Origin of the sequence: Pseudomonas sp. GD03875 (assembly GCF_029840585.1) — a bacterium.
Classification (GTDB): domain Bacteria; phylum Pseudomonadota; class Gammaproteobacteria; order Pseudomonadales; family Pseudomonadaceae; genus Aquipseudomonas; species Aquipseudomonas paralcaligenes.
Genome location: NZ_JAOCCV010000001.1, coordinates 34,005 through 59,781, shown reverse-complemented (window position 1 = coordinate 59,781; position 25,777 = coordinate 34,005). Strand labels below are relative to the sequence as shown.

24 protein-coding genes are annotated in these 25,777 nt (G+C 66.8%); 12 read left to right on the top strand and 12 right to left on the bottom strand.

Going from position 1 to position 25,777, the window contains the following annotated elements; genetic code table 11:
* Positions 1 to 33: 33 nt before the first annotated feature.
* The 8 genes from N5D30_RS00310 to N5D30_RS00275 are packed head-to-tail and all read right to left on the bottom strand — an operon-like array spanning position 34 to position 8,111.
* The gene (locus tag N5D30_RS00310) at positions 34 to 1,113 is read right to left on the bottom strand and encodes a chemotaxis response regulator protein-glutamate methylesterase (protein WP_279907167.1); all 1,080 of its coding nucleotides are present in this window, start codon (positions 1,111 to 1,113) and stop codon (positions 34 to 36) included.
* A 7-nt stretch (positions 1,114 to 1,120) separates the two neighbouring features.
* A complete protein-coding gene (locus N5D30_RS00305; protein ID WP_279907166.1) occupies positions 1,121 to 1,930 on the bottom strand; it encodes a CheR family methyltransferase in 810 nt (269 codons plus the stop codon).
* Positions 1,930 to 2,448, bottom strand: a complete 519-nt coding sequence (locus tag N5D30_RS00300) for a chemotaxis protein CheW (protein ID WP_279907165.1) — start codon at positions 2,446 to 2,448, stop codon at positions 1,930 to 1,932. The genes N5D30_RS00305 and N5D30_RS00300 overlap by 1 nt, the downstream gene beginning before the upstream one ends.
* A gap of 9 nt (positions 2,449 to 2,457) precedes the next feature.
* On the bottom strand, positions 2,458 to 4,095 hold the full coding sequence (locus tag N5D30_RS00295) for a methyl-accepting chemotaxis protein (protein WP_279907164.1): 1,638 nt from the start codon (positions 4,093 to 4,095) through the stop codon (positions 2,458 to 2,460).
* A 9-nt stretch (positions 4,096 to 4,104) separates the two neighbouring features.
* On the bottom strand, positions 4,105 to 6,300 hold the full coding sequence (locus tag N5D30_RS00290; protein ID WP_279907163.1) for a chemotaxis protein CheA: 2,196 nt from the start codon (positions 6,298 to 6,300) through the stop codon (positions 4,105 to 4,107).
* Positions 6,290 to 6,601 carry an STAS domain-containing protein gene (locus tag N5D30_RS00285; protein WP_279907162.1) on the bottom strand — a complete coding sequence of 104 codons (312 nt, stop codon included), beginning with the start codon at positions 6,599 to 6,601 and terminating at the stop codon, positions 6,290 to 6,292. The genes N5D30_RS00290 and N5D30_RS00285 overlap by 11 nt, the downstream gene beginning before the upstream one ends.
* A 1-nt stretch (position 6,602) precedes the next feature.
* Positions 6,603 to 6,968, bottom strand: coding sequence for a response regulator (locus N5D30_RS00280; RefSeq protein ID WP_220814946.1), 366 nt, complete (start codon positions 6,966 to 6,968; stop codon positions 6,603 to 6,605).
* 9 nt (positions 6,969 to 6,977) lie between these two features.
* Positions 6,978 to 8,111, bottom strand: coding sequence for a methyl-accepting chemotaxis protein (locus N5D30_RS00275; protein ID WP_279907161.1), 1,134 nt, complete (start codon positions 8,109 to 8,111; stop codon positions 6,978 to 6,980).
* 189 nt (positions 8,112 to 8,300) lie between these two features.
* On the opposite strand from N5D30_RS00275, the gene N5D30_RS00270 reads away from it, so the two are divergent.
* A complete protein-coding gene (locus tag N5D30_RS00270) occupies positions 8,301 to 9,227 on the top strand; it encodes a chemotaxis protein CheV (RefSeq protein ID WP_220814944.1) in 927 nt (308 codons plus the stop codon).
* 117 nt (positions 9,228 to 9,344) lie between these two features.
* Positions 9,345 to 10,148, top strand: coding sequence for an MOSC domain-containing protein (locus tag N5D30_RS00265; protein ID WP_279907159.1), 804 nt, complete (start codon positions 9,345 to 9,347; stop codon positions 10,146 to 10,148).
* A 127-nt stretch (positions 10,149 to 10,275) separates the two neighbouring features.
* Here N5D30_RS00265 and N5D30_RS00260 read toward each other — a convergent pair whose 3' ends face one another.
* A complete protein-coding gene (locus N5D30_RS00260) occupies positions 10,276 to 12,204 on the bottom strand; it encodes a transglycosylase SLT domain-containing protein (RefSeq protein WP_279907158.1) in 1,929 nt (642 codons plus the stop codon).
* Between the two features lie 171 nt (positions 12,205 to 12,375).
* Here N5D30_RS00260 and N5D30_RS00255 point away from each other — a divergent pair, with 171 nt between their 5' ends.
* Together N5D30_RS00255 and N5D30_RS00250 are read left to right on the top strand one after the other, a co-directional pair.
* Positions 12,376 to 14,292: an ATP-binding cassette domain-containing protein gene (locus N5D30_RS00255; protein ID WP_279907157.1), complete on the top strand. Its 1,917-nt coding sequence runs from the start codon at positions 12,376 to 12,378 to the stop codon at positions 14,290 to 14,292.
* An 18-nt stretch (positions 14,293 to 14,310) separates the two neighbouring features.
* Positions 14,311 to 14,997: a hypothetical protein gene (locus tag N5D30_RS00250; RefSeq protein WP_220814940.1), complete on the top strand. Its 687-nt coding sequence runs from the start codon at positions 14,311 to 14,313 to the stop codon at positions 14,995 to 14,997.
* A gap of 43 nt (positions 14,998 to 15,040) precedes the next feature.
* On the opposite strand, the gene N5D30_RS00245 is transcribed toward N5D30_RS00250, so the two are convergent.
* Positions 15,041 to 15,484, bottom strand: coding sequence for a universal stress protein (locus N5D30_RS00245; RefSeq protein ID WP_279904766.1), 444 nt, complete (start codon positions 15,482 to 15,484; stop codon positions 15,041 to 15,043).
* An 84-nt stretch (positions 15,485 to 15,568) separates the two neighbouring features.
* On the opposite strand from N5D30_RS00245, the gene N5D30_RS00240 reads away from it, so the two are divergent.
* The 7 genes from N5D30_RS00240 (at position 15,569) to N5D30_RS00210 (ending at position 23,656) form a co-directional block, all read left to right on the top strand.
* Complete coding sequence (locus N5D30_RS00240) at positions 15,569 to 16,006, top strand: hypothetical protein (protein WP_220814938.1); 438 nt, start codon at positions 15,569 to 15,571, stop codon at positions 16,004 to 16,006.
* Positions 16,007 to 16,336: 330 nt separating this feature from the next.
* A complete protein-coding gene (gene fadB / locus N5D30_RS00235; RefSeq protein ID WP_279904764.1) occupies positions 16,337 to 18,484 on the top strand; it encodes a fatty acid oxidation complex subunit alpha FadB in 2,148 nt (715 codons plus the stop codon).
* A gap of 29 nt (positions 18,485 to 18,513) precedes the next feature.
* Positions 18,514 to 19,689, top strand: coding sequence for an acetyl-CoA C-acyltransferase FadA (fadA, locus tag N5D30_RS00230; RefSeq protein ID WP_220814937.1), 1,176 nt, complete (start codon positions 18,514 to 18,516; stop codon positions 19,687 to 19,689).
* 65 nt (positions 19,690 to 19,754) lie between these two features.
* The gene (locus N5D30_RS00225) at positions 19,755 to 20,009 is read left to right on the top strand and encodes a DUF1653 domain-containing protein (RefSeq protein WP_220814936.1); all 255 of its coding nucleotides are present in this window, start codon (positions 19,755 to 19,757) and stop codon (positions 20,007 to 20,009) included.
* A 90-nt stretch (positions 20,010 to 20,099) separates the two neighbouring features.
* On the top strand, positions 20,100 to 22,709 hold the full coding sequence (gene topA, locus N5D30_RS00220) for a type I DNA topoisomerase (protein WP_279904763.1): 2,610 nt from the start codon (positions 20,100 to 20,102) through the stop codon (positions 22,707 to 22,709).
* A gap of 72 nt (positions 22,710 to 22,781) precedes the next feature.
* On the top strand, positions 22,782 to 23,300 hold the full coding sequence (locus tag N5D30_RS00215) for a DUF6586 family protein (RefSeq protein ID WP_279907156.1): 519 nt from the start codon (positions 22,782 to 22,784) through the stop codon (positions 23,298 to 23,300).
* 122 nt (positions 23,301 to 23,422) lie between these two features.
* Positions 23,423 to 23,656: a hypothetical protein gene (locus N5D30_RS00210; RefSeq protein ID WP_220814933.1), complete on the top strand. Its 234-nt coding sequence runs from the start codon at positions 23,423 to 23,425 to the stop codon at positions 23,654 to 23,656.
* Positions 23,657 to 23,691: 35 nt separating this feature from the next.
* Here the strand turns inward: N5D30_RS00210 and sulA are convergent, their stop codons facing one another.
* Together sulA and lexA are read right to left on the bottom strand one after the other, a co-directional pair.
* Positions 23,692 to 24,159 (bottom strand): SOS-induced cell division inhibitor SulA, encoded by a 468-nt coding sequence (sulA, locus tag N5D30_RS00205; RefSeq protein ID WP_279907155.1) that lies wholly within the window; start codon positions 24,157 to 24,159, stop codon positions 23,692 to 23,694.
* A 17-nt stretch (positions 24,160 to 24,176) separates the two neighbouring features.
* Positions 24,177 to 24,788 carry a transcriptional repressor LexA gene (gene lexA, locus N5D30_RS00200; RefSeq protein ID WP_279904761.1) on the bottom strand — a complete coding sequence of 204 codons (612 nt, stop codon included), beginning with the start codon at positions 24,786 to 24,788 and terminating at the stop codon, positions 24,177 to 24,179.
* 241 nt (positions 24,789 to 25,029) lie between these two features.
* On the opposite strand from lexA, the gene N5D30_RS00195 reads away from it, so the two are divergent.
* Complete coding sequence (locus N5D30_RS00195; protein WP_279907154.1) at positions 25,030 to 25,737, top strand: TetR/AcrR family transcriptional regulator; 708 nt, start codon at positions 25,030 to 25,032, stop codon at positions 25,735 to 25,737.
* Positions 25,738 to 25,777: the final 40 nt, after the last annotated feature.

The following is a 25,777-nucleotide window of genomic DNA, read 5'->3' as shown; positions in this document are numbered from 1 at the left end:
GGTATCACTCTAGCTAAGGATTCGTCCGAGCGGTCAAGGTTCGCCCGAAAGGACCTGCGGTCGTATGCGACCGTACTGGACGATCAGCTGGGGCAGGCTCTGCAGCGCTTCGCTGCTCTGCGCCGCGCCCAGGCGCAGGGCTTCCTTGGGCATGCCGAAGACCACGCAGCTGGCCTCGTCCTGGGCCACGGTGCGGGCGCCGGCCTCGCGCATGGCCAGCAGGCCGCGGGCGCCGTCGTCGCCCATGCCGGTCATGATCACGCCCAGGGCGTTGGGCCCGGCGTGGCGGGCCACCGAGCGGAACAGCACGTCCACCGAGGGCTTGTGGCGGTTGACCGGCGGGCCGTCGAGCACCTCGACGAAATACTGCGCGCCGCTGCGCTTGAGCTGCATGTGCCGGCCGCCGGGGGCGACCAGGGCCAGGCCGCTGCGCACCCGGTCCATGTGCCTGGCCTCGCGCACCTCGATGCGGCACAGGCCGTCCAGGCGCTGGGCGAAGGCGGCGGTGAACTTCTCCGGCATGTGCTGGACGATGACGATGCCCGGGCAGTCCACCGGCAACTGGCGCAGTAGCACTTCGAGGGCCTGGGTACCTCCGGTGGAGGTACCCAGGGCCACCACCCGGTCGGTGGTGGCGAAGCCGACCGCGCCGTTCCGCTCGACGCGGTGCGGAACGGGAGCGGCCGGCGCCGGCGGGGTGCGCGGCATGGCGTGCGGCTGGCTGCGGGCGGCGGTCTCGATCTGCCGGATCAGGTCGCCGGCGATCTGCTGCAGGCTGTCCTTCAGGCCCAGGCGGGCCTTGGTGAACACTCCCACCGCGCCGGCGGCCAGGGCTTCCAGGGTGATGTCGGCGCCGGCCTCGGTGAGGGTCGAGCAGATGATCGCCGGAGTGGGGCGCTCGGCCATGATCTTGCGCAGGAAGGTGATGCCGTCCATGCGCGGCATCTCCACGTCCAGCACCAGCACGTCGGGCCATTGCCGGTGCATCTTCTCCAGGGCGAACAGCGGGTCGGCGGCCTGGCCGATCACCTGGATGCCGGGGTGGTTGTCCAGGCAGGCGGTCAGCACCTGGCGGACCAGGGCCGAGTCGTCGACGATGAAGACCTTGATCATGGCGGCCTCAGATTCGCTCGAACACGGAAGGGCGCAACGTGCGCAGTGGCAGCGCGAAGCCGTGCAGGCTCTCGGCGTGGCCGATGAACAGCAGTCCGCCGGGGCGCAGCCGCTCCACCAGGCGCTCGACGATGGCGCGCTTGTCCGGGTTGCTGAAGTAGATCAGCACGTTGCGCAGGAAGATCACGTTGAACGGCCCGACCTCCGCCGGCAGTTCGCGCATCAGGTTGAGTTCGGCGAAGGCCACCCGATGGCGCAACTGCTGGCCGATGCGGAAGCTGCCCTCGTGGTCATTGACCCCGCGCAGGCAGTGGCGCTGCAGCCAGCCGGCGGGGAACTGTGCGGCCTGTTCCAGCGGGTAGATGCCCTGGCGCGCGCGCTCCAGCACGCGCAGGCTGAGGTCGCTGGCGAACACCGACCAATGTGGTGTGCGGGCGTGCTCGGCGAGGGTCATGGCGATGCTGTAGGCCTCCTCGCCGGAGGAACTGGCGGCGCTCCACAGGTGCAGCGGGCCGCGTTGGGCGGCAGCCCACTGGCCGAGGAACTCGAAGTGCCGGGGCTCGCGGAAGAAGTAGGTCTCGTTGGTGGTCAGCAGGTCGATCACCAGGCGCCGCTCGTCCTGGTTGGCCGGCTGGCGCAGGAAGTCGACGTACTGGCGGAAGTCACCTTGCTCCAGCGCCCGCAGCCGCGACATCAGCCGGCCGGCCACCAGCATGCGCTTGCTGTCGGCCATGTGGATGCCGGACACCTCCGCCATCATCTGCTGCAGGTAGCGGAACTCGCCGTCGGACAGCTTGGGCAGGTGCCGGTGGGCCATCACACCGCCTGTTGCGCCAGGCTCAGCTGGCGTATGTCGTCCAGCGACAGCACCCGTCGCACGTCCAGGATGATGGTGAAACCGCGTTCGTCGCGGGCCATGCCGGCGATGAAGTCGGTGCGGATGCCGGTGCCGAACGGCGGCGCCTGCTCCACGTCGCGCGGGTCGATGTCGAGCACCGCGTCCACCGCGTCGACCACCAGGCCGATGCGCTGGGCCTGGCCGTTGCCGTCCAGCTCCAGTTCGATGATGACGATGCAGGTGCGCTTGCCTGGCTCGGTCAGCTCGAAGCCGAAGCGCGCCGCCAGGTCGAGCACCGGCACCACGTTGCCGCGCAGGTTGATCACGCCGTGGATGAAGGTGGGCATCATCGGCACGGCGGTGACCTGGCCGTACTCGATGATCTCGCGCACCAGCTCGATCGGCAGGGCGTAGCGCGCCTGGCGCACGCGAAAGGACAGGTGCTGCACGCTGTCGTCCAGCGCCTCGCTGTTGTGGGGGGCGGTGATGGCGTTCATGCGGCCCCCTCAGTTGAAGCTGACGAACTGGCCTTCGTCGGACAGCGGCTGCGGCCGCCGTTCCGGGCGGCGCAGCTCGCGCAGGTTGCTCGGCCGCGGCGGCTCGGGGCGGCGCTGGGCGCTGCCGGCGTGCTGGCTGTCGAGGCGGAAGTAGCCGATCAGCTCCAGCAGCTGGCCGGCCTGGGCGTTCATCTCCTCGGCAGTGGCCGCCAGCTCCTCGGAGGCCGAGGCGTTCTGCTGGGTGATCTGGTTCATCTGGCCCATGGCGATGTTGATCTGCGCCGCACCGCTGCTCTGCTCCTGGGAGGCGGCGGTGATTTCCTGGACCAAGTCCGAGGTCTTCTGGATGTTCGGCACGATCTCGTCGAGCAGATGCCCGGCCTGCTCGGCCAGGTGCACGCTGCTGCCGGCCACGCCGCCGATTTCCTGGGCGGCGACCTGGCTACGCTCGGCCAGCTTGCGCACCTCGGCGGCGACCACCGCGAAGCCCTTGCCGTGGTCGCCGGCGCGGGCGGCCTCGATGGCGGCGTTGAGCGCCAGCAGGTTGGTCTGGTAGGCGATGTCGTCGATGATGCCGATCTTGTCGGCGATCTGCTTCATCGCCTGGACCATCTCGCGCACGGCGCGGCCGCCGTCCACGGCGTCGTTGGCCGCCTTGCCGGCGATGCCGTCGGTGACCCGCGCGCTGTCGGTGTTCTGGGCGATGGAGGCGGACATCTGCTCGACCGAGGCGGTGGTCTCCTCGACGCTGGCGGCCTGCTCGGTGGCTGCCTGGCTCAGCGACTGGGAGGTGGCGCTGACTTCCTCGGAGGCCGAAGACAGCGAGTCGGCGGCGCTGCGCACGTCGGCCATGACGCTGCGCAGGCGCTCGGTCATGTGCTTCATCGAGGCCAGCAGGCGGCCGGTCTCGTCGCGGCTGTCGGCCTCCACGGTCACGCTCAGGTCGCCCTCGGCCAGGCTATCGGCCACGCCCACCGCGCGGTTCAGCGGGCGGGTGATGGAGCGGGTGACGAAGATGCCGATGGCGAAGCCGATCAGCGCGGCGACCACCACCAGCACCAGCATCTGCGCGCGGGCGCCGGTGTAGATCTCGGTGATGCCGTCGTTGGCTTCCTTGGCGCGGGTCTTCTTCTGCGCCACCAGCTCGGAGATGGTGGCGTCGGCGCCATTGCCATGGGCGCGCAGCTGGGGCATCAGCGCGCTGAGTTCGCTGGTCTGGGCCAGGTCGCTGTTCCTGCTGGTCTCGAGCATCTGCAGGGCGGTCTTCTCGTACTCGGCGAGCTGCGCGTCGAGTTCCGCCAGGCGGGCGATCGACTGCTCACTGTCGAAGCTGGCGCGGGCCTTGTCGAGGTTCTGGTGCAGCGCCTTGATCGCCTCGTGCACCTGGGCGGCGGTGCTCTCGCGCTCCGCCAGCGAGGTGGCGAGCATGTTGCTGCGCAGGTGGCGGCCCAGGTAGATGAGGTCCATGTTGGCGTTCATCATGTTTTCCAGGGCCTGCATCTCGCGGTTGTACATCTGGTCCGACAGGTCGTTGACCCGGGCCAGGTTGGCGATGCCCAGGGCGCCGACCAGGGCGGTGAGGAGCACCACCAGGGTGAACCCGGCGATCAGGCGCACGCCGATCTTCATGTTGCGGATGAATTGCATGGTGGACTCCTACGACCCGGTCAGGTCGGGTCGCGGTTGGGGGGAACGGAATTCGCTTTCGATGTGCTGCTGCAGCTGGCGCAGCAGGGCGGCGATGTCGAGGATCAGGGCGATCTGCCCGGAGCCGAGGATGGTCGAGCCGCTGATGCCCTGCAGGTGCTGGAACAGCAGGCCGAGCGGCTTGATCACGGTCTGCAGCTCGCCGTGCAGGCGGTCGACGATCAGCCCCGCCTGCTGGCGGCCCAGGCTCACTACCAGGATGTTGCGCCGGCCGCGCGGGCGCGACGGCAGCTCGAAGTGGGCGGCCAGGTCGATGCACGGCAGCGGCTTGCCGCGCAGGTTGAGGTAGCCGTAGCGGCCGTCCAGGCCGGCGTCCAGCTCCAGGCATTCGGTGACCAGCTCCAGCGGGATGACGAAGTGCTCGTCGCCGATGCCGACCAGGAAGCCGTCGATGATTGCCAGGGTCAGTGGCAGGCGGATGCGGAAGGTGCAGCCCAGGCCGGGGCGCGACTCGATCTCGATGCTGCCGCGCAGGGCGTCGATGGCGCTGCGCACCACGTCCATGCCGACGCCGCGGCCGGACAGGTCGGACACCGCGTCGGCGGTGGAGAAGCCGGCGGCGAAGATCAGCATGTGGGTGTCCGCCTCGGCCAGGCTGGCCTGCGGGTCGAGCAGGCCGCGCTCGATGGCCTTCTCGCGGATGCGCGCGGTGTTCAGGCCGCGGCCGTCGTCCTCCACCTCGATCACGATCATGCCGGAGTCGTGGTAGGCGTTCAGGCTCAGGCGGCCCTCGGCCGGCTTGCCGGCGGCCAGGCGCTGCTCGGCGGACTCGATGCCATGGTCGATGGCGTTGCGCACCAGGTGGGTGAGCGGGTCGGCCAGCTTGTCGATCACCGAGCGGTCCAGTTCGGTGTCGGCGCCGTGGATGTCCAGGCGGATCTGCTTGCCGAGCTGCTGGCTGACGTCGCGCACCACCCGGTGGAAGCGGTTGAAGGTGTCCCCGATCTCGATCATGCGCAGCTTCAGCGCGGCCTCGCGGATGGCCTCCACGTGCTTGTTGACCGTCTGGCTGCTTTCCACGCAATCGGCGCTGCCCTGCAGCTGTGCCTGGAGCTGGGCACCGGCGGCGCTGATCACCAGTTCGCCGACCAGGTTGATCAGCTCGTCCAGCTTGTTGGCCGCGACGCGGATGTGGCTGCTCTCGCGCGGCGCCCGCTCGCGGGCCGACTGCTGCTTGGCCAGGGCGGCGTTGACCGCCTGCGGCGGTACCATGCCGGCCTCGACCAGCACCGAGCCGAGCGGCGCCTTGAGGCCGTCGCTCCCGGCCTGCAGGGCGAGGCCCTGGTTCAGCTCGTGCTCGGTGAGCAGGCCGCTGGCGATGAGAATGCGGCCGATGCGTTCGTCGGTCTCGGGCAGGTCCTGGATCAGCCGCAGGTAGTCGTCCAGCTCGCTGTCCGGCGGCAGGATGCGCAGGGTGCAGAAGTCGTGGATGAACTCGAAGACGTCCTCGATCTCGGCCTTGCCGGCCGAGCTGCAGAGGGCGATCTCCAGGCCCAGGTAGCAGCTTTCCGGGTCCATCTCGGCGAGGTCGGGCATCTGCTCGGCGAGAGTCTCCAAGTGCAGGATCTGGCCCAGGCGGCCCAGGTAGCGGACGAAGGAGGCCGGGTCGAAGCCGTTGCGCAGCAGGTCCGGGTGGAAGCGCAGGGAGATGTGCCAGGCGCCGGCCGCATCGCAGCTGGTGCAGCGCTCCAGGGCGCCGCGGCGGGCGCAGTCGTCGCCGTCCTGGCTGGCGATCAGGCGCGGCGCGCCGCTCTGCTCGGCCAGGGCGTCCAGCAGCTGGGCCTGGTGCGCCTCGTCCACCGGCAGCTCGCCGCTGTCCGGGTCGATCAGTTCGAGCATCGAGGCGATCTCGTCGAGGCAGCGCAGCATCAGCGAGACCAGCGTCGGTGTCAGCTGGCGCTCGCCGTCGCGCACTGCCATCAGCAGGTTTTCCAGGTGGTGGGTGAAGTTCACCAGCGGGGTGAGGGTGAACAGCCCGGCCGAGCCCTTGAGGGTGTGCATGGCGCGGAACAGGCCGTTGACCGCCTGCGGGTCGTCCGGCGCCTGGTCGAGCGCCAGCAGGTATTCCTCGGCCTGCTTGGCGAGGTCGCGGCCTTCCTCGATGAAGCCGCGCAGCAGCTGGCTCCACTGGTCTTCATCGAGCATGGTCGTCTCCGTGCAGCAGCGCATCCAGGCGCAGCAGTTCGAGCAGTTCGCGCACGGCCTCGCCGGGCGCGACCAGCCGCAGCCCGCCGCCGGCGCCGTCGAGATGGCGCCGGGCCGCCAGCAGCAGCTGGGCGCCGGCGCTGTCGAGTTCCTCCAGGGCGGCCAGGTCCAGCTCCCAGACGGCCTCGCGCCCGGCGGCGAAGGCGGCGAGCAGGGCGTCGCGCGCTTCGGCCACCTCGTAGATGGTCAGGCTGCCGCCGAGGCTCAGGCGGGCGGGGGCGGGCTGGGCGAGCGCGAACATCTCAGCTGGCCAGCTTGTCGACCGCCGACAGCAGCTGCTGGGGCTGGAACGGCTTGACGATCCAGGCCTTGGCGCCGGCCGCCTGGCCTTCGGCCTTCTTGCCCTGTTCGCTCTCGGTGGTGAGCATGACGATGGGGGTGAAGCGGTACTCGTTGCGCGCCTTGATCTCCTTGACCAGGCCGATGCCGTCGAGGTTGGGCATGTTCACGTCGCTGATGATCAGGTTGATCTTCTGGCCGTTGAGCTTGCTCAGGGCGTCGCGGCCGTCCACCGCCTCGATGACCTGGTGGCCCGCACCGGTGAGGGTCATCTTCACCAGCTGGCGCATGGAGAGGGAGTCGTCGACGATCAGGATGGTCTTGCTCATGGCGTGCTCTCAGAAAAAGGTGATGTCGTCTTGCCGGGGCGCTGCCGCCGGGGCGCGGCGCCCATGGCGTTCCTCGGCGGTGGTGAACTGGCGGCGCAGGTCGGCCAGCCAGCGCTCCGGCTGCAGGTCCGGCTGCGTCTCGTGGGCGGTGCGCTGCAGGCGGTCGAGATCGGCCTGCAGGTGGTCGAGCATCTGGTCGGCGCGGTCCTGGAACTGCAGGCTGACGACGATTTCCTGGATGTCGGCCTGGGTCACCCGCACGTCGTGCTGCAGCTGGCGGGTGGTCTCGGTGAGTTCGTCGAGGCTGCCGGTCAGCCCCTGCATCAGTTCGCCGGTGACCTGGTCGAGGTAGCGCAGGTTGCTTTCCTCGCTGCCGGACATCTCCTCGGCGGCGGTGACGGTGCCGCGGATGGCGCCGTTGATCTCGCCGACCTTCTCGACCATGCGCTGGCCGGTCTCGGCCGACAGGCTGGACAGCTTGCGCACTTCGTCGGCCACCACCGAGAAGCCGCGGCCGTACTCGCCGGCGCGGGCCGCCTCGATGGCCGCGTTGAGCGCCAGCAGGTTGGTCTGGCTGGCGATGTCCTGCACGTGCTTGGACATGCCCTGCAGCTCGCTGGCGTACTGGTTGAGGCTGCCGATGGTGCCGAGCAGCTGGCGCTTGCGTTCGCCGGCGGCGTGGAAGGCGGCGGACACCTCGTCGAGCCGCTGGTTGGCGTGGCGCAGCCCTTCGGTGACGCCGCCGCCACCGATCACGCTCTCGGAGTGGCCGAGGGTCTGTTCCAGGCGCTGGGCCAGGCTGGAGAAGCGCTCGAACAGCCGGCCGATGTTGTCCTGCAGCACATGGCGGATCTGGCCGAGGTTCTCGCCCCAGGCCGGCAGCACCGTCTGCAGCAGCGGTGCGTAGGCCGGCGGCGCCGGCTCGGTGGGCGGGGCCTCGGCTGTGGCGGCGGGTGTCGGGGCGGCGGGTCGCAGCGGCAGCGCAGCACCGGCGCCGAGCAGCAATCCGGCGCCGGCCAGCCATGGCTGGAACAGCAGGGTGCCGGCGGCGGCGAGCGCCAGGCCGAGCCAGAGAAGGCAGTAGGCGAGCACGGGGCGGGGCCTCGGAGGGTCGGATGGATGTTGCGAACGGTAGGCCCGCATGCCCGGCGGCGAAATCGGGGAGACCCCTAGGGCCCCTAGGGGCGCCACCGATGCCTGCCGGTGGCGTGGCTGGTCGGGCGCTGGCATGATGGCATTCGGCCGCCTTCAGTCCCGGGGCGGCTGGCCGATATCTGGCACAGGCTCTGCGCGGGGCTCGGCTAGACTGATGGGACACGAAAGGAGTAGGCGATGGCCGGCATTCTCGATACGGTTGATCAACGCACCCAGCTGGTGGGCGAGAACCGCCTGGAAATCCTCATGTTCCGGCTGGCGGGGCGACAGCTGTTCGCCATCAACGTGTTCAAGGTGCAGGAGGTCCTGCAACTGCCCAAGCTGACGCTGATGCCGCACCGCCATCCCTACGTCTGCGGCGTGGTCAACCTGCGCGGCCAGACCCTGCCGGTGATCGACCTGTCCCAGGCCATCGGCATGCGCCCGCTGACCCCCAACGAGAACAGCACCATCATCGTCACCGAGTACAACCGTTCGGTGCAGGCCTTTCTGGTCGGCGGGGTGGACCGCATCCTCAACCTCAACTGGGAATCGATCCTGCCGCCGCCGGGCGGGGCGGGGCGCCAGCACTACCTGACCGCCATCACCAAGGTGGACGACCAGATCGTCGAGGTGATCGACGTGGAGAAGGTGCTGGCCGAGATCGCGCCGATGAGCACCAAGGTCTCCGACGAGAAGCTGGCCGAACCGCTGCTTGCCAAGGCGGTGGGCCGCGAGGTGCTGCTGGTGGACGACTCCGGCGTGGCCCTCACCCAGCTGCGCGGCACCCTCGGCCAGCTCGGCCTGCGCACCCATTCCGCCAGCGACGGCCTCAAGGGCCTGCAACTGCTGAAGAAGTGGGCCGACAGCGGCGAGGTGATGACCGACAAGTTGCTGATGGTGATCACCGACGCCGAGATGCCGGAGATGGACGGCTACCGCCTGACCACCGAGATCCGCAACGACCCACGCCTGCGCGACCTCTACGTGGTGCTGCACACCTCGCTGTCCGGCAGTTTCAACGAGGCGATGGTGAAGAAGGTCGGCTGCGACAGCTTCCTCTCCAAGTTCCAGCCGGACAAGCTGGTCGACGTCATCGTCGACCGTCTGCGCCGCGATACTTGACCGCCGGGCTTGAGCGCCTGGCATGCTCCCCGTATAACCGCCGTCTAATTTCGCAGGGCCGCCGGCGTCTTCCATGTCGGCGGCCCGGCCAGGCCCAATCGCCCAGGATGTCGGTTCATGCAGCTTTCCGCCCTCTATCGCTACCCCCTCAAGTCCGCCCGGGGCGAAAGCCTCGCCAGTTCGCCGCTGGAGGCGCTGGGCCTGCAGGGCGACCGCCGCTGGATGCTGGTGGAGCCGGAGAGCGGCCGCTTCCTGACCCAGCGCCTGCTGCCGCAGATGAGCCAGCTCACCGCCCTGTACAACGCCGATGGCGGCCTGAGCCTCAGCGCGCCGGGGTTCGGCAGCCTGGAGGTGGCGCTGCCGCACCCCGACGAGGGGTTGCGCGGGGTCACCATCTGGCGCGACAGCCTGCGCGTGCCGGATGCCGGCGACGCTGCGGCGGAGTGGCTGAGCGCCTTCATCGGTCGGCCCTGCCGCCTGGTGCAGGCGCCCGAGTCGCGTACCCGCCAGGTCGACACCGCCTACGCCCAGCCGGGCGACCGGGTGGCCTTTCCCGACGGCTTTCCGCTGCTGCTGATCGGCCAGGCGTCGCTGGACGACCTGTCCGCCCGGGTCGGCCGCCCGCTGGAGATGCTGCGCTTCCGTCCCAACCTGGTGGTGGAGGGCAGTGCGCCCTATGCCGAAGACGAGTGGAAGCGCATCCGCATCGGCGATCTGGAGTTCGAGGTGGCCAAGGGCTGCAGCCGCTGCATCCTCACCACCATCGATCCCGGCACCGGCGTGCGCAACGCCGACCGCGAGCCGCTGACCACCCTCAAGACCTACCGTGAACGCAATGGCGAGGTCTATTTCGGCCAGAACCTGCTGCCGCGCGGCACCGGCGAGCTGCGCGTGGGGATGTCGGTAAAAGTGCTGGAGTGACCCCGTAGCCCGGATTGCATTCGGGTTATAGGGCTTGGCTTGGTAGGGTGCGCCGTGCGCACCTCAATGGGCACGGCGTCCGCATCCGGTGCGCACGTCGCACCCTACCTAAAGGCGCCCGTCGTGCTCACTGGTCGTCGAAGAAGCGTTCGTGCCAGTCCACCAGCGGCTGCGGCACGCCGAGCTTCTGGCCGTAGATCACCGAGTAGGACAGCACGTTCTGCACGTACTGGCGGGTCTCGTCGAATGGGATGTTCTCCACCCACACGTCGAAGGCCAGGTGGTCTGCGCCCCTCAGCCACTGGCGCACGCGGCCCGGGCCGGCGTTGTAGGCGGCGGAGGCGAGCACCCGGTTGCCGTTGAACTGGCCGTGCACCTGGCTCAGGTAGGCGGCGCCGAGCTGGATGTTCTTCTCCGGCACCAGCGCCTGCTGCGGATCGGCCAGCGGGATGCCGAACTTGCGCGCGGTCTCCTTGGCGGTGCCTGGCATCAGCTGCATCAGGCCCATGGCGCCGACCGGCGAGCGGGCGTCGGCCATGAACGCGCTTTCCTGGCGGGTGATGGCGAACACCCAGCTGGAGTTCAGGCCGCGCAGCTTGGCCTGCTGGGTGAGGCTGGACTTGTGCGCCATGGGGAAGCGGATATCCAGGTCATCCCAGTACTGGGCCTGGCTGATGGTGCGGATCGCCGGGAAGTACCACTCCTTGTCGTAGGCCAGCCTGGCCTGGGCCACCAGTTCCTCGCGGCTGAAGAGGCGGCTGACGTGATACCACTCGCGGCGGCCGTCGACGATCTGGCCGCGGTCGTGGAATTCCAGGGCGCGGCGGATGCCGGCGGTGCTGCGCACCTTCTGCATCAGTTGCGGGTCGATGGCCATCGGCCGGTTGTTCAGGCTGTAGGGCGCCTGGATGCGGTCGGCGGCGAGGAAACCGTAGAAGTCGCGCTCCTTGGCCAACTGGCCGTACAGGGCCATCGCCTGCTGGTCCTGGGGCTTGGCCAGTTGCAGGCTGCGCGCATGCCAGTAGCGCCAGCGGCTGGTGGTGGCCAGGTCCGCCGGCAGGCGGCTGGTCAACTGGTAGGCGTCTTCCCACTGGCCATGACGCAGCAGCAGGCGGGCACGCCATTCGGACACGGTGTTGTCGCGCAGTTCCGGGTCGTACTGGGCCATGACCCGCAGGGCGCGGATGTCGAAGCGCTTGGCCAGGGTCAGGCCGATCTCGCGGGCGATGGCGACCTTCTCGTCGCTGGAGAACGGCAGCTTGCCCGCATAGACCTCGAGCAGGCTCAGGGCCTTTTCCGGGTCCTGGCGGGCCAGGCGGCGCAGGCCGAGGCCGGCGGCGTCGGCCATGTAGTGGTCGGCGGGGGCGAAGCGGGCGGTCTGGCTCATGATCTGCGGCTTCTGCGCCGCCTCGATCATCAGCTCGCCCTGCTTGCCTTGGCTCGGCAGGCCTTTCACCAGGTAGCTGGCGAGGCCGTAGTTGCGCGCCTCGGCCGCCAGCTTGGCGCGCTTCCAGCGCCGTTCCTCGGTGAGCTGGCCGTCGGCGCGCCAGGTGCCGAACAGGGTGTCGCAGGCCTCGGGCTGGGACTTGCCGACCAGCCACAGCTTCTCCGCCGCGGCGCGCGCTTCGGCTTGCATGCCGTGCTTGTACAGGTACTGGCCGTAGAGGCAGTCCAGTTCGGTGAAGTTGAGCTTGGGGTCGTAATGGTTGGCGAAGATCTGCCATTCGCCGCGCTCGGCCAGCCAGCGCAGCCAGCGCAGCTTCATCCAGCCCGCCTGGGGCAGGTCGCCGTGCTCGGTGAGGAAGGCCTCGATCTCGTCGTTGCTCGCCCACTTCAGGCGCGCGGTCAGCTCGTCATAGGCGAGGTAGGGCTCCAGCGGGTAGTCGCGCAGGGCGCTGGCGTAGCGCTGGTAGGGGCCCTTGTCGCCCTTGGCCAGGGCGCGCTTGGCCTCGTCGTACATCTGCCGCTGCTGGGACAGGCTGGCGGCCTGCACGGCGGACAGGCCGAGGGTGCAGGAGAGGAAGGTGGAAAGCAGACAGAATAGAGGGCGGCGCATGACACATCCGGGCAGATAAAGGCGAAACGAAGCGGCGAGCTTCCTGAAATGCGCCTAGCTTAGCCTGTTGCTCCCTGCGCGAGAATGCCGCAGGACGCTCCAGCAAAGGCGCCAGCATTGGGCCAGCCTAACTGGGCTAGAATGCGCGCCTGTTTTTTTAGGTGGCCCGATATGACCCTGCTCAAGTTCTCCGACGTTTCCCTGGCCTATGGCGCCATGCCCCTGCTGGACCAGGTGTCCTGGCAGATCGCCCGGGGCGAGCGGGTGTGCATCATCGGCCGCAACGGTACCGGTAAGTCGAGCATGCTGCGCCTGGTCAAGGGCGGCCAGATGCCCGACGACGGCGAAATCTGGCGCGCGCCGGCCCTGAAGATCGGCGAGCTGCCGCAGGAACTGCCACGGGCCGACGAACGGACCGTATTCGACGTGGTGGCCGAGGGCCTGGCCGGTGTCGGCGAGCTGCTTGCCCGCTATCACCACCTCAGCCAGAACATCCACGGCGAGGAAGACCTCAACCAGCTGATGCACGTGCAGCAGGAGCTGGAGGCGAAGGACGGCTGGCGCCTGCAGCAGCTGGTCGACAGCACCCTGAGCCGCCTCCAGTTGCCGGCGGACAAGACCCTGGCCGAACTGTCCGGCGGCTGGCGTCGCCGCGTGCTGCTGGCCCAGGCGCTGGTCTCCGAGCCGGACCTGCTGCTGCTGGACGAGCCGACCAACCACCTGGACATCGGCGCCATCGCCTGGCTGGAAGAGGCGCTGAAGGACTTCGGTGGCGCCGTGCTGTTCATCACCCACGACCGTTCCTTCCTGCAGAACCTGGCCACCCGCATCCTCGAACTGGATCGCGGCGGGCTGATCGACTGGAACGGCGACTACGCCAGCTTCCTCGTGCACAAGGAGCAGCAACTGGCCGCCGAGGAAACCGCCAACGCGCTGTTCGACAAGCGCCTGGCCCAGGAGGAGGTGTGGATTCGCCAGGGCATCAAGGCCCGCCGTACCCGTAACGAGGGCCGCGTGCGCGCGCTCAAGGCCATGCGCCAGGAGCGCAGCGAGCGCCGCGAACGCCAGGGCAAGGCGAACATCCAGCTGGAGTCGGGGGAAAAATCCGGCAAGCAGGTGATAGTGGCGGAAAATGTCAGTTTTGCGCACGCAGGGGGAGCACCGCTGGTGAGCGATTTCTCCCTGGTGCTGCAGCGCGGCGACCGCATCGGCCTGCTCGGGGCCAACGGAACCGGGAAGACCACCCTGCTGAAACTGCTGCTCGGCGACCTGCAGCCAAATGCTGGCACGATAGTGGCAGGTACCCGGCTGGAAGTGGCGTACTTCGACCAGTTGCGCCATCAGCTGGAGCCGGAAAAGACGGTGATCGACAACGTCGCGGAGGGGCGCGACTTCATCAGCATCGACGGCCAGAACCGTCACGTGCTGAGTTATCTGGGGGATTTCCTGTTCAGTCCGCAGCGTGCGCGCACGCCGGTCAAGGCGTTGTCCGGGGGCGAGCGCGCGCGCCTTTTGCTGGCCAAACTGTTCAGCAAGCCCGCCAACCTGCTGGTGCTGGACGAGCCGACCAACGACCTGGACGTGGAAACCCTCGAACTGCTCGAAGAAGTCCTGCTGAATTTCCCCGGCACCGTGCTGATGGTCAGCCACGACCGGGCCTTCCTCGACAACGTCGTGACCAGCACCCTGGTCTTCGAAGGCGAGGGCAGGGTGCGCGAATACGTCGGCGGCTACCAGGACTGGCTGCGCCAGGGCGGTTCGCCCCGGTTGCTGGGTGTCGGCGAATCCAGGCCGGCCAAGGCCGAAACCGCCCGCGTTCCGGAACCGGAGCCGGCGGCAGTTGCCACAAGTGTTAGCGCGGCTCCGGCCGTGAAGAAGCTCAGCTACAAGCTGCAGCGAGAGCTGGAGGCCATCCCCGGGCAGATCGACGCCCTGGAGGCCCAGCTCGCGGAACTGCAAGGGCAGATCGCCGATCCGGCCTTCTACCAGCAGGCCCCGGCCATCACCGGGCCCGCGCTGGAGCGCCTGCAGCGCCTACAAGAAGAACTGGACCAGCTACTGGAGCGTTGGGCCGAACTGGAAGACTGAAGCCTGCTGGAGACCTGCATGGCGATCGAGTACCGCATCACCCTGGACGACAACCATCAGTTCAGCTACAGGATCGAGCTGGACCGTCAGTATGATGCCCAGCATGCCGAGACGACCCCGAAGTGGACGCGTCTGGAACACAATCAGTGCAGCAACTGCCCGCTGAGGAAAGAAGAATTCAGCCGCTGCCCGGCGGCGGTCGACCTGCACCGGGTGATCGAGGATTTCCACGGCCTGCCGGCCGTCAAGCGGGCGCATGTCTGGGTGCGAACCCCGGAGCGCGAATACACCAAGCAGGTCGGGCTGGAAGAGGGGCTGCGCTCGCTGCTCGGGGTGATCATGGCCACCAGCGCCTGCCCGGTGCTGGGCAAGCTGCGGCCGATGGCGCACAACCACCTGCCGTTCGCCAGCAGCCAGGAATTCATCCTGCGCACCATCTCGCAGTACCTGACCCGGCAGTACTTCAACTTCCGCGAGGGGCGTCGTCCGGACTGGGAGCTGAAGGGCCTGGTCAAGCAGTTCCAGCAGCTGCAGCTGGTCAACCAGGCCTTCTGGCAGCGCATTCTCGACGTGTGCGAGGGCGACTCCAACCTGAAGGCGTTCCTCACCTTCTTCTCCATGTCGTCGAGCCTCACGGTGTCCATGGAGACGCAGCTGCTGAAGATCCGCCCACTGGTTATGAGCGCCGGCGACGGCGGCGAATAGCCGGGCGCGCCCGCGACCCGGAGCGGGCCGCGGGCAAACGTTTCTATTCCTTGGGCTTCTTCAGGCGTACCGCCAGCACGTCGCACGGCGCGCTGTGCAGCACGTCGTTGGCGGTGGAGCCGAGCAGCAGGGCCAGGCCGTGGCGGCCGTGGCTGCCCACCACGATCAGATCGCAGCCTTGTTCCTCGGCCAATCGGTGGATTTCCTGGCGCGGCTGGCCATAGGCCAGGTGGCGCTGGTCCGCGCCCAGCTGCGGATAGCGGCCGGCGAAGGTCTCCAGGTGTTCGCGGGCCTGGTCGAACTGCTGTTGCTGCAGCATCGACAGGTCCATCGGTACGTCGCCGCCGAAGGCCATGGCCATCGGTTCGACGATGTGGACCAGCGAGACCTTGGCGCCGTTGCTGGCGGCGATGGCCAGCGCGCGCTCGGCCACCGGATGGCATTCGTCGGTGAGGTCCACGGCAATCAGGATGTGCTGATAGGGCATCTGGGTTCTCCTCCACTGAGTGGGCATGCTTGCAGTATGGTGCTGCTCCCTTCATAACACAGGCTTTTGCTTCTCGTGACAGATATGACCTGGTGGATCGTGCTTTTGCTGGTGGGTGCGGCGCTCAGCCCGCTGGTCTGGCTGCGCCCCTCGCCGCGCCAGCGCGGGCAGATGGCGCTGCGCCTGGCCGCGCGGCGCCTGGGGCTGGGCATGCAGCTGAGCCAGCAGGAATGGCCGCACTGGCTGGCTGGCTCGCCGCCGGCCAGCTGCGCCCAGTACCATCGGGGGCGCCGCCCGGGCAGGTCCGACAGCTGGACCTACTGGCAGGTCGCTCCGGGCCAGTGGTGCAACCAGTGGCGCGAGCCCTGCGCCGATGCGCCGATGCTGGAGCGCCTGCTGGGCCTGCCCGCCGACGTCTACAAGGTCGAGGCCGGGCCGCAGATGGTGGCGCTCTACTGGGGCGAGCGGGGCGGGGAGGACGAACTGCGCAGGATCGCCGAGCTGCTGGCCGCCGTCGCCTGAAAGTTCGTGCGGCGTCGAGGGCGAGCCTTTCCGCGCAAGTCGTGGCTTTGCGACGGTATTCGGTCATTCTGTGACGCCTGGCTCATTCGGGGCACCTGCGACGGGCAATTGACAATTGCCTGGTTTTCACTGAATGTACCTCCACCCAAATCAAACGGGCGTATGAATCGAGCGTTGGGCCGCATCAGGCCGCGCCGTTCCAGCCCGATTATCGCGTCGGCGGGTGTGTCGGATCGATTGGGACTATGCTCGACGGCCTATGCCTAGAGCGGCCCCGGCCGGTTGGCTCCGATGTGTACAGTTCAGCTTCCATACCGTGGAGATCAGTTGATGATTTACGAAGGTAAAGCCATCACGGTTAAGGCTCTTGAGGGCGGCATCGTCGAATTGAATTTCGACCTCAAGGGTGAGTCCGTTAACAAGTTCAACCGTCTCACCCTGACTGACCTGCGTCAGGCCGTGGATGCCATCAAGGCAGACGGTTCGATCAAGGGCGTCATCGTCACCAGCGGCAAAGACGTGTTCATCGTCGGCGCGGACATCACCGAGTTCGTCGACAACTTCAAGCTGCCCGACGAAGAACTGGTGGCCGGCAACCTCGAAGCCAACAAGATCTTCAGCGATTTCGAAGACCTGCCGGTTCCGACCGTGGTCGCCATCAACGGCATCGCCCTGGGCGGTGGTTTCGAGATGTGCCTGGCCGGTGACTACCGCGTCGCCTCCGACGCCGCCAAGATCGGTCTGCCGGAAGTCAAGCTGGGCATCTACCCGGGCTTCGGCGGCACCGTGCGCCTGCCGCGCGTGATCGGTACCGACAACGCCATCGAGTGGATCGCCTCCGGCAAGGAGAACCGGGCCGCAGACGCGCTGAAAGTGGGCGCCGTCGACGCCGTGGTCACCGCGGACAAGCTCAAGGATGCCGCCCTGGACCTGGTCAAGCGCGCCATCTCCGGCGAGCTGGACTACAAGGCCAAGCGTCAGCCCAAGCTGGAAAAGATCAAGCTCAACGCCATCGAGCAGATGATGGCCTTCGAGACCGCCAAGGGCTTCGTCGCCGGCCAGGCCGGTCCGAACTACCCGGCTCCGGTCGAAGCCATCAAGACCATCCAGAAAGCCGCCAACTTCGGTCGTGACAAGGCCCTGGAAGTCGAGGCCGCCGGCTTCGTCAAGCTGGCCAAGACCTCGGTCGCCGAAAGCCTGATCGGTCTGTTCCTGAATGACCAGGAACTGAAGAAGAAGGCCAAGAAGCACGACGAGATCGCCCGCGACGTGAAACTGGCCGCTGTGCTCGGCGCCGGCATCATGGGTGGCGGTATCGCCTACCAGTCCGCGTCCAAGGGCACTCCGATCCTGATGAAGGATATCCGCGAAGAGGGTATCCAGATGGGTCTGGACGAGGCCTCCAAGCTGCTCGGCAAGCGCGTCGAGAAGGGCCGCATGACCCCGGCCAAGATGGCCGAGGCGCTCAACGCCATCCGTCCGACCATGTCCTATGGCGACTTCAAGGAAGTCGACATCGTGGTCGAGGCCGTGGTCGAGAACCCGAAGGTCAAGCACGCCGTGCTGGCCGAGGTGGAAGGCCAGGTGAAGGAAGACGCGATCATCGCCTCCAACACCTCGACCATCTCCATCAGCTTCCTGGCCCAGGCCCTGAAGCGTCCGGAGAACTTCGTCGGCATGCACTTCTTCAACCCGGTGCACATGATGCCGCTGGTGGAAGTGATCCGTGGCGAGAAGTCCAGCGAAGTGGCCGTGGCCACCACCGTGGCCTACGCCAAGAAGATGGGCAAGAACCCGATCGTGGTCAACGACTGCCCCGGCTTCCTGGTCAACCGCGTGCTGTTCCCGTACTTCGGCGGCTTCGCCAAGCTGCTGGAATTCGGCGTCGACTTCGTGCGCATCGATAAGATCATGGAGAAGTTCGGCTGGCCCATGGGCCCGGCCTACCTGTCCGACGTGGTCGGCATCGATACCGGTCACCACGGCCGTGACGTGATGGCCGAAGGCTTCCCGGACCGCATGGCCGTGGAAGGCAAGACCGCCGTCGACGTGATGTACGACGCCAACCGCTTGGGCCAGAAGAACGGCAAGGGTTTCTACTCCTACGAAATGGACAAGCGCGGCAAGCCGAAGAAAGTCCAGGACCCGGAGGCCTACGAGATCCTCAAGCCGATCGTCAAGGAGCAGCGCGAGCTGACCGACGAGGACATCATCAACTTCATGATGATCCCGCTGTGCCTGGAAACCGTTCGTTGCCTGGAAGACGGCATCGTCGAGACCGCAGCCGAGGCCGACATGGGCCTGATCTACGGCATCGGCTTCCCGCCCTTCCGTGGTGGTGCCCTGCGTTACATCGATTCCATCGGTGTAGCCGAGTTCGTCGCCCTGGCCGACAAGTACGCCGACCTGGGCGCCCTGTACCACCCGACCGCCAAGCTTCGTGAAATGGCCGCCAAGGGCCAGAAGTTCTTCGGTTAATCGCGCAGCGAACAGAGCGAGAGAGAAATATGAGCCTGAATCCGAGAGACGCGGTCATTGTCGACTTCGGCCGCACCCCGATGGGTCGTTCCAAGGGTGGCATGCACCGCAACACCCGTGCCGAGGACATGTCGGCCCATCTGATCAGCAAGGTCCTGGAGCGCAACACCAAGGTCGATCCGGCCGAAGTGGAAGACGTGATCTGGGGCTGCGTCAACCAGACCCTGGAGCAGGGCTGGAACATCGCGCGCATGGCGTCGCTGATGACCCAGATCCCGCACACCAGCGCCGGCCAGACCGTCAGCCGCCTGTGTGGTTCCTCCATGAGCGCCCTGCACACTGCCGTGCAGGCCATCCAGACCGGCAACGGTGACGTATTTGTCGTCGGCGGCGTGGAGCACATGGGCCACGTCGGCATGATGCACGGTGTCGACCCGAACCCGCACATGTCCCTGTACGCCGCCAAGGCGTCCGGCATGATGGGCCTGACCGCCGAAATGCTGGGCAAGATGCACGGCATCAGCCGTGAAGCCCAGGACCAGTTCGGTGAGCGTTCCCACCGCCTGGCCCACAAGGCCACCGTCGAAGGCAAGTTCAAGGATGAAATCATCCCGATGCAAGGCTACGACGAGAACGGCTTCCTGAAGGTGTTCGACTTCGACGAAACCATTCGTCCGGAGACCACCGTCGAGAGCCTGGCCGCGCTGAAGCCGGCGTTCAACCCGAAAGGTGGCACCGTGACCGCGGGTACTTCCTCGCAGATCACCGACGGCGCCTCCTGCATGATCGTCATGAGCGCCCAGCGCGCCCAGGACCTGGGCATCCAGCCGCTGGCCGTGGTTCGCGCCATGGCCGTGGCCGGTGTCGATCCGGCGATCATGGGCTACGGTCCCGTTCCGTCGACCAACAAGGCGCTCAAGCGTGCCGGTCTGACCATCGACGACATCGACTTCGTCGAGCTGAACGAAGCCTTCGCCGCCCAGGCCCTGCCGGTGCTGAAAGACCTGAAACTCCTCGACAAGATGGAGCAGAAGGTCAACCTGCACGGCGGCGCCATCGCCCTGGGTCACCCGTTCGGTTGCTCCGGTGCGCGTATCTCCGGCACCCTGCTGAACGTGATGAAGCAGAACGGCGGTACTCTGGGCGTGTCCACCATGTGCGTGGGCCTCGGCCAGGGCATCACCACCATCTTCGAACGCGTCTAAGCACGTTCGCAGATGCGAAGACCGGGGCCTCGTGCCCCGGTTTTTGCTTTTTCGGGGAGAATCTCATGCAACTGCAACCCGGTCTTTACCGTCACTACAAGGGGCCGCACTATCGCGTGTTCGGCACCGCTCGGCATTCCGAGACCGAGGAGTGGCTGGTGGTCTACCAGGCGCTCTACGGCGAGTTCGGGATGTGGGTGCGGCCGCTGGAAATGTTCCGCGGCACGGTGGAACTGGACGGCGAGACGGTCCCGCGTTTCGCCTTGGTGGAAGCCGAAGCGGGCCTGCTCGAGCAGGTGGCGGCAGGCAATCGTCCTTGACCTCGGCTCGACGGCCACTATATATAGCGGTGCCTTTATAGGCTCCTGCCGCTTATTTCTTCTTTTTCGTATTCAGGAATTCTCCAGTCCATGGGCAAATCGCTGGTCATCGTGGAATCCCCGGCCAAGGCCAAGACCATCAACAAGTACCTGGGCAACCAGTTTGTGGTGAAGTCGAGCATCGGCCATATTCGTGACCTGCCCACCAGCGGTTCCGCCAGTGCCAGCAAGGAGCCGGTCAAGCGCGGCAAGGCCGCGGCCGCCGAGGCGCCTGCGCTGTCGCCCAAGGAGAAGGCCAAGCGTCAGCTGTTCACCCGCATGGGTGTCGATCCCGAGCACGGCTGGAAGGCCAAGTACGAGATTCTGCCCGGCAAGGAAAAGGTGATCGAGGAACTGCGCCGCCTGGCCAAGGATGCCGACACCATCTACCTCGCAACCGACTTGGACCGCGAAGGGGAGGCCATCGCCTGGCACCTGCGCGAGGCCATCGGCGGCGACGACAGCCGCTACAAGCGGGTGGTGTTCAACGAGATCACCAAGAAGGCCATCCAGGAGGCCTTCTCCCAGCCCGGCGAGCTGGACATCAACCGGGTCAACGCCCAGCAGGCGCGCCGCTTCCTCGATCGCGTGGTGGGCTACATGGTCTCGCCGCTGCTGTGGGCCAAGATCGCCCGTGGCCTGTCCGCCGGCCGCGTGCAGTCGGTGGCGGTGAAGCTGGTGGTGGAGCGCGAGAAGGAAATCCGCGCCTTCGTGCCGGAAGAATACTGGGAAGTGCACGCCGACCTCGGCACCGGCAAGGGTGACAAGGTGCGCTTCGAGGTCACTCGCGAGAACGGCGAGGCCTTCAAGCCGCTCAACGAGGCCCAGGCCATGGCGGCCCTGGACAAGCTCAAGGCCTCCGCCTACAGCGTGGTCAAGCGCGAGGACAAGCCGACCTCGAGCAAGCCCTCCGCCCCGTTCATCACCTCCACCCTGCAGCAGGCGGCAAGCAACCGCCTCGGTTTCGGCGTGAAGAAGACCATGATGATGGCGCAGCGTCTCTACGAGGCGGGCTACATCACCTATATGCGTACCGACTCGACCAACCTGTCCGCCGATGCCATCGACATGGTGCGCGGCTTCATCGATGACGAGTTCGGCAAGAAATACCTGCCGGCCAAGCCGAATTTCTATTCGAGTAAGGAGGGCGCCCAGGAGGCGCACGAGGCCATTCGTCCGTCCGACGTCAACCTGCGCCCGACCCAGCTGTCCGGCATGGAGCGCGATGCCGAGCGCCTGTACGAGCTGATCTGGCGCCAGTTCGTGGCTTGCCAGATGCCGCCGGCAGAATACCTGTCCACCAGCGTCAGCGTGGGCGCCGGCACCTTCGAGCTGCGTGCCCGGGGCCGCATCCTCAAGTTCGACGGCTACACCCGCGTGCTGCCCCAGCAGGGCAAGCCGGGCGACGACGACGTGTTGCCGGAGATGAAAGAAGGCGATGCGCTCAAGCTGATCAAGCTCGACCCCAGCCAGCACTTCACCAAGCCGCCGGCACGCTATTCCGAGGCCAGCCTGGTCAAGGAGCTGGAGAAGCGCGGTATCGGCCGCCCGTCCACCTACGCGGCGATCATCTCCACCATCCAGGAGCGCGGCTACGTCACCACGCACAACCGCCGCTTCTACGCCGAGAAAATGGGTGACATCGTCACCGAGCGTCTCAACGAGAGCTTCGCCAACCTCATGGACTACGGCTTCACTGCCGGCATGGAGGAGCATCTCGACGACGTGGCCCAGGGCGAGCGCGACTGGAAACATCTGCTCGACGAGTTCTACGGCGACTTCAAGAAGAAGCTGGAAGTGGCCGGAGAAGCCGACAAGGGCATGCGTGCCAACCAGCCGACCCTGACCGACATCCCGTGCCGCGAGTGCGGCCGACCGATGATGATCCGTACCGCGTCCACCGGCGTGTTCCTCGGCTGTTCCGGCTACGCGCTGCCGCCGAAGGAACGCTGCAAGGCCACCATCAACCTGATCCCGGGCGACGAGATCGCCGCGGACGACGAGGGCGAGTCCGAGTCCCGCGTGCTGCGTAGCAAGCACCGCTGCCCGATCTGCAGCACGGCGATGGACGCCTACCTGCTGGACGAGACGCGCAAGCTGCACATCTGTGGCAACAACCCGGACTGCGCCGGCTACGAGATCGAGCAGGGCCAGTACCGCATCAAGGGCTACGAGGGGCCGAGCCTGGAATGCGACAAGTGCGGCAGCGAGATGCAGCTCAAGACCGGCCGTTTCGGCAAGTTCTTCGGCTGCACCAACCCGGCCTGCAAGAACACCCGCAAGCTGCTCAAGAACGGCGAGGCGGCGCCGCCGAAGATGGACGCGGTGAAGATGCCCGAGCTGAAGTGCGAGAAGGTCGACGACACCTACGTCCTGCGCGATGGCGCCTCCGGACTGTTCCTCGCCGCCAGCGGCTTCCCGAGGAACCGCGAGACGCGTGCGCCGCTGGTCCTGGAACTGGTGCCGCACAAGCAGGAGATCGATCCGAAGTACCACTTCCTGCTCGACGCGCCGCAGAAGGACCCGGAAGGCCGTCCGGCGGTGATCCGTTTCAGCCGCAAGACCAAGGAGCAGTATGTGCAGAGCGAGGTGGACGGCAAGCCCACCGGCTGGCGCGCCTTCTTCGACGGCGGCAAGTGGAAGGTGGAAGACAAGCGCTGAGCGTCCGCGCCTCGCCCGCGGCCGGGTGGGGCGCCTCCCTGATCATCCGCACGGCGGCTAGCGAGGCAGTCCATGGCCCACGAACTCTATACCCGCACCAACCAGAAGATCTTCTTCTCCGGGCTGGCCCTGGAAAGCCTGCGCAAGGCCGAGGCCGGCGAGGCGGTAAACGCCCAGGCGCTGGTACAGGCCGAGCGCGAAGCCGCGCTGTTCCACCTGTACGGTGCGGTGCTCGGTCTCTGCCACGAGATCGCCGGCTACTACAAGACTGCCGAGGCCAACGCTCCACGGGTCGAGCTGCTGCTCAACCCTGAGACGCTGCAGGCCTCGCCGAGCCCCGAGCTGTCCGAATTGCTGGAGATCGCCCAGCAGCCGGAAAGCTGGCTGGCCCGCCTGCTGGCCGCCCACGCCGAACTGTTCCAGCCACCCCAGGCGCCGAAGACCGCAAAGGTCGATCCGACCCTGCCGCTGATCACTGCGGTCAGCGTCCAGGAAGAGCCGCAACCGTTGAGTCGCGAAGAACTGGAAAGCTGGCGCCAGCAGTTGAAGCAACTGGTGCTGCGTTACCGTGGCTCGCTGAGCGAGTGCTGAGCGGGGCCGCCCATCGCCTGCCGACAGGCGCTTTCTGTGATGCGCATCCATGATGCCCTACCGCTGGACTAGGGCGTTCGCGTGGGGACTGTTACACTGGCGGCCTATCAGGAGACCCCGACATGTCCACTTCCTTTCTCGAAATCGTCGAACTGCCCGACGGCCGCATCATTCTGCGCCGCGCCGAGGATGAGGAAGTGCTGGTGACCCTGGACTTCTCGGCGGACGCCAAGGCCTTCCTCCAGGGGCATCACGTCGAGGTGGCCAAGGCCATGCTCAACGTCGGCGTGCAGATGGCCGGCCGGCTGGCCGAAGGCGAGATCGAGCAGGAAGAGCAGCCGCGCGTGCTGCACTGAGTCCTCAAGCGGGCTCTTATCGAAGCATCACCCCATCAATCCAGACGAATATTCAGACTCTGCGCACTGCCCAGGCGCGCGGCGCTGGTCAGGCTCGCCCGCTGGCCAGGCTGCAGGTCGATCCAGCTCACCACGGTATGGCTACGGCCGAGGCGCAATGCCTCGCGCGTGAGATCGAGCACGTCCTGGCCGGCACGTGGTTGCAGTACCAGCAGGCGACCCAGGTCGAGGCCGGCACCACGTAGCCAGGCATTGGTGATGGAGGAGGGTGGGGCGACCAGGGTGAGCCAGCGTTCGTCCTGATTGCGGCTGAGCTCGCGCAGTACCGGCCCCAGCAGGTGCCGGCAATGACCGAGGGAGCCTGACAGGCGCAGTTCGCTGAAAGGCTCCGGCTCGTCGAGCCAGGGCGCCTCCACGGGCTCTTCGAGCAGCGGCAGGGTGTTGCCGATGAAGGCCTGGAACAGCGGGAGTTGCGAAGTATTCAGCGACTGCGGGAACTGCATGAAGCTCTCCTTGGTTCTCAGCGGCGGATCACGCCTACGCTCAGGCCTTCGATCACCAGGTCCTGTTCTTCGAGATTGACTTCGATGGGGGCGAACTCGGGGTTCTCGGCGATCAGCAGGACCTTGTTGCCGGTGCGCTGGAAGCGCTTGACCGTGACCTCGTCGTCGATGCGCGCCACCACGACCTGGCCGTTGCGGGCCTCGCGGGTGGTGTGCACGGCCAGCAGGTCGCCGTCGAGGATGCCGATGTCCTTCATGCTCATGCCACGCACGCGCAACAGGTAGTCGGCCTTGGGATGGAAGAACTCCGGATTGATCTTGCAGGAATCTTCCACGTTCTGCTGGGCGAGGATGGGGGCGCCGGCTGCGACCCGGCCGATCACCGGCAGGCCTTCCTCTTCCGCGGCGGCCGGCTCGAAGCCGGGGATGCGGATGCCGCGCGAGGCGCCGGGCGTCATCTCGATCGCGCCCTTGCGGGCCAGCGCCTTGAGGTGCTCCTCGGCGGCGTTGGGGGACTTGAAGCCCAGTTCCTGCGCGATCTCGGCCCGGGTCGGCGGGTAGCCGTTGTCTTCCAGGCAGCGCTTGATGAAGGCGAGGATTTCGGATTGTCGCGGCGTCAGTTTGAGCATGCGGGCGGTCTGTCTGTTTATACAGTTGCTGTGATTATATACAGTGATTCGGCGCTGGCAATCTTTCTTTGCGTTGCGGTTGGAGGGTCATTCATGCCGCCTGGCGGAGCGCGCCGACATTTACCTTCATTCGGCTATGGTTAAATGCCTGACCGATCAGCCATGAAAGTCACCGTCCCGCTTGACAGGCCCACAAGCTGAAACGTATGTTTCAAACAAGTGTTTGTCAGGTGTATATCTCATGGCTCAATCGGAAACTGTCGAGCGCATACTGGATGCCGCGGAACAGCTGTTCGCGGAGAAGGGCTTCGCCGAGACCTCGCTACGTCTGATCACCAGCAAGGCCGGAGTCAACCTGGCTGCTGTGAACTATCACTTCGGCTCCAAGAAGGCGCTGATCCAGGCGGTGTTCTCCCGCTTCCTCGGGCCGTTCTGCATCAGCCTGGAGCGCGAACTGGACCGCCGCCTCGCCAAGCCGGACGCCAAGGCCAGTCTCGAAGATCTGCTGGAAATGCTCGTGGAGCAGGCCCTGGCGGTGAAGCCGCGCAGCGGTAACGACCTCTCCATCTTCATGCGTCTGCTCGGCCTGGCCTTCAGCCAGAGCCAGGGTCATCTGCGCAAGTATCTGGAGGAGGTGTACGGCAAGGTGTTTCGCCGCTACATGCTGCTGCTCAACGAGGCCGCGCCCAGGCTGCCGCCGCTGGAAATCTTCTGGCGCGTGCACTTCATGCTGGGTGCCGCGGCGTTCAGCATGTCCGGGATCAAGGCGCTGCGCGCCATCGCCGAGAACGATTTTGGCGTGGATACCTCCATCGAGCAGGTGATGCGCCTGATGGTCCCGTTCCTCGCCGCCGGCATGCGTGCCGAGAGTGGGGTCAGCGACGACGTGCTCGCCACCGCCCAGTTCAAGCCGCGGACCAAGTCGCAGGTCGCCGCCAAGGCGCTCTGACGCTGTGCCCGAGCGGAGCGATGGGCTAAGCTAGCGGCCC

Bases quoted from the DNA above. Each gene is read 5' to 3' on its own strand.
- N5D30_RS00245 (WP_279904766.1), bottom strand. From the start codon at position 15,484: ATGCCCTATCAGCACATCCTGATTGCCGTGGACCTCACCGACGAATGC.
- fadB (WP_279904764.1), top strand. From the start codon at position 16,337: ATGATTTACGAAGGTAAAGCCATCACGGTTAAGGCTCTTGAGGGCGGC.
- fadA (WP_220814937.1), top strand. From the start codon at position 18,514: ATGAGCCTGAATCCGAGAGACGCGGTCATTGTCGACTTCGGCCGCACC.
- N5D30_RS00305 (WP_279907166.1), bottom strand. From the start codon at position 1,930: ATGGCCCACCGGCACCTGCCCAAGCTGTCCGACGGCGAGTTCCGCTAC.
- N5D30_RS00295 (WP_279907164.1), bottom strand. From the start codon at position 4,095: ATGCAATTCATCCGCAACATGAAGATCGGCGTGCGCCTGATCGCCGGG.
- N5D30_RS00275 (WP_279907161.1), bottom strand. From the start codon at position 8,111: ATGCGGGCCTACCGTTCGCAACATCCATCCGACCCTCCGAGGCCCCGC.
- N5D30_RS00225 (WP_220814936.1), top strand. From the start codon at position 19,755: ATGCAACTGCAACCCGGTCTTTACCGTCACTACAAGGGGCCGCACTAT.
- N5D30_RS00270 (WP_220814944.1), top strand. From the start codon at position 8,301: ATGGCCGGCATTCTCGATACGGTTGATCAACGCACCCAGCTGGTGGGC.
- N5D30_RS00265 (WP_279907159.1), top strand. From the start codon at position 9,345: ATGCAGCTTTCCGCCCTCTATCGCTACCCCCTCAAGTCCGCCCGGGGC.
- N5D30_RS00300 (WP_279907165.1), bottom strand. From the start codon at position 2,448: ATGAACGCCATCACCGCCCCCCACAACAGCGAGGCGCTGGACGACAGC.
- N5D30_RS00250 (WP_220814940.1), top strand. From the start codon at position 14,311: ATGGCGATCGAGTACCGCATCACCCTGGACGACAACCATCAGTTCAGC.
- N5D30_RS00210 (WP_220814933.1), top strand. From the start codon at position 23,423: ATGTCCACTTCCTTTCTCGAAATCGTCGAACTGCCCGACGGCCGCATC.
- N5D30_RS00310 (WP_279907167.1), bottom strand. From the start codon at position 1,113: ATGATCAAGGTCTTCATCGTCGACGACTCGGCCCTGGTCCGCCAGGTG.
- N5D30_RS00280 (WP_220814946.1), bottom strand. From the start codon at position 6,968: ATGAGCAAGACCATCCTGATCGTCGACGACTCCCTCTCCATGCGCCAG.
- topA (WP_279904763.1), top strand. From the start codon at position 20,100: ATGGGCAAATCGCTGGTCATCGTGGAATCCCCGGCCAAGGCCAAGACC.
- N5D30_RS00260 (WP_279907158.1), bottom strand. From the start codon at position 12,204: ATGCGCCGCCCTCTATTCTGTCTGCTTTCCACCTTCCTCTCCTGCACC.
- N5D30_RS00285 (WP_279907162.1), bottom strand. From the start codon at position 6,601: ATGTTCGCGCTCGCCCAGCCCGCCCCCGCCCGCCTGAGCCTCGGCGGC.
- sulA (WP_279907155.1), bottom strand. From the start codon at position 24,159: ATGCAGTTCCCGCAGTCGCTGAATACTTCGCAACTCCCGCTGTTCCAG.
- N5D30_RS00215 (WP_279907156.1), top strand. From the start codon at position 22,782: ATGGCCCACGAACTCTATACCCGCACCAACCAGAAGATCTTCTTCTCC.
- N5D30_RS00240 (WP_220814938.1), top strand. From the start codon at position 15,569: ATGACCTGGTGGATCGTGCTTTTGCTGGTGGGTGCGGCGCTCAGCCCG.
- N5D30_RS00195 (WP_279907154.1), top strand. From the start codon at position 25,030: ATGGCTCAATCGGAAACTGTCGAGCGCATACTGGATGCCGCGGAACAG.
- N5D30_RS00290 (WP_279907163.1), bottom strand. From the start codon at position 6,300: ATGCTCGATGAAGACCAGTGGAGCCAGCTGCTGCGCGGCTTCATCGAG.
- lexA (WP_279904761.1), bottom strand. From the start codon at position 24,788: ATGCTCAAACTGACGCCGCGACAATCCGAAATCCTCGCCTTCATCAAG.
- N5D30_RS00255 (WP_279907157.1), top strand. From the start codon at position 12,376: ATGACCCTGCTCAAGTTCTCCGACGTTTCCCTGGCCTATGGCGCCATG.